A 1,582-nucleotide genomic window follows, 5' to 3' on the forward strand; every position below is an offset into this window, starting at 1 on the left:
CCCAGATGGTCTTTGGTGTAGTAGTGGAACGTTGGCTGTGAGGACGCCACAGGGTTGGCAGGATTACAGGGTCGGTTCTCCTGATTATATTTGAAGAAATTCCATACTCTGTTCATCCCGCCTCTGCCGGGCGAGAAGTAGCGGATTTTACATTTCTGCAAGCTGTCAGTCGATTCTGGTGCCATGACAGACGGATCCACCTGACCATAGACCGGCATCGCTCCAGATAGCAATAATGGTAGTAATAATTTCAGTTTCATTTGTAACAGTTCACTAATAGAAATCCCTAATTCTTGTAGAATTTAGTATCATATCAAATGTCTTCTTGCTATTAGGCGAAACTCGATTATACGAAAGTCTAATGCGTCCAATAGAATCCTTCCTCCAATATAAACTATCTGCAACTCCTGAAGATATTGTACGATTTCCATCTCTCAATAACTGCAACACAGGTAGAGTGTCTTCTGGGAGGTATTGCATGAGTGCGCCTTCGAAAACAATTATATATGCCCCTCTTTTATCTGAAAGCGTATAAAATATACCTTCTTCATAATTTTCTTTTTTTACTCGAAATTCATTTCGTGGCAGTTTCATCTTCACTTGACATGACAATAAAGGAAGGCAAACAGATTCCTTTATTGCAGAACATGAATTTGCTATACAAAGAAAAGGTATTAGTAAAATTACTAAGAGGTTTGTTTTAATGACTGTTTTCATAATTGTTTATTGCTTCTTGTTCAACCTTTCTAATTTGCTCTTCAAGTAGTGAATTAGTTTTCCCCAATATAGGAACAATATAACTGCCAAAAACAGGATCGTTTTCAGTAGCATATCCTGTTACCCCCCTCGTATGATTGGGATTGTAAACTGGATTTAGTTTACTAAGTTCATAAAAATATGCATGGCCATATGCTTCATGAGCTGTATTTCGAGCTTGCATTTTATCACTTAAAAAAGATGCTGTATAAATATAAACGTCTTCATCTGGTGATGGAGAATTCTCTGCACCAGGCAATAAAGTAACCCCATAACGATAATTATCGGGTGCATCTTCTAGTGTACCTTTCTCATAAAACGCTTTCCCTTCCATATCTTTCTCTCCTACATTAAAATAATATTTTGTTTCACTATTGCTTAATAGTTTTAGAGCACTAAAATTATTGGATGTACTGTTGCAATTGTTTAATAACGTTGCGTCGAGTAACCCGTTGGGCAGAAAATGAACATAAGTCCTTTCTTCATTCGAAAGCGTGTTACAAATATTTCGAATTGCATCAGGACTCATTGCATATACTTCTTTTCCTTTCAAATCTATTGCATTAATGGGATTATCTATGCAATACGTGTATGGACTTACACCATAGTATTTCTCTGCTAGTGGATCTATTCTATCCCATCTGGCAAGTATAGGATCATACTGTCTTGCGCCATAGTCATACCAATTCAGACCATGCACATGATCGAACTCTTTGCCGTTATACTTGTAGGGCTGGATGCCTGCATTCAGTGTTGCATCGCCAAAGATACCGCCAAAGGGATAATAATGTGTTACCTGCTCCAGAGTGCCGTTCTCATTGACCAC

At 38.1% G+C, this 1,582-nt stretch carries 3 protein-coding genes; all 3 read right to left on the bottom strand.

All coding sequences use genetic code 11. The features are described from left to right. A partial coding sequence (locus T491_RS16795) for a hypothetical protein (protein WP_155950176.1) occupies positions 1-260 on the bottom strand: 260 nt, incomplete at its 3' end. 13 nt (positions 261-273) lie between these two features. Then, on the bottom strand, positions 274-717 hold the full coding sequence (locus T491_RS17795) for a hypothetical protein (RefSeq protein WP_155950177.1): 444 nt from the start codon (positions 715-717) through the stop codon (positions 274-276). Beyond that, the coding region (locus T491_RS17255; RefSeq protein WP_081773414.1) for an RHS repeat-associated core domain-containing protein at positions 701-1,582 on the bottom strand (882 nt) is incomplete at its 5' end. The genes T491_RS17255 and T491_RS17795, both read right to left, overlap by 17 nt.

This window comes from Prevotella sp. P6B4, assembly GCF_000619985.1.
GTDB lineage: Bacteria > Bacteroidota > Bacteroidia > Bacteroidales > Bacteroidaceae > Prevotella.

Excerpts from the sequence above, each read along its gene's own strand:
- T491_RS17795 (WP_155950177.1), bottom strand. The coding sequence starts at position 717 with ATGAAAACAGTCATTAAAACAAACCTCTTAGTAATTTTACTAATACCT.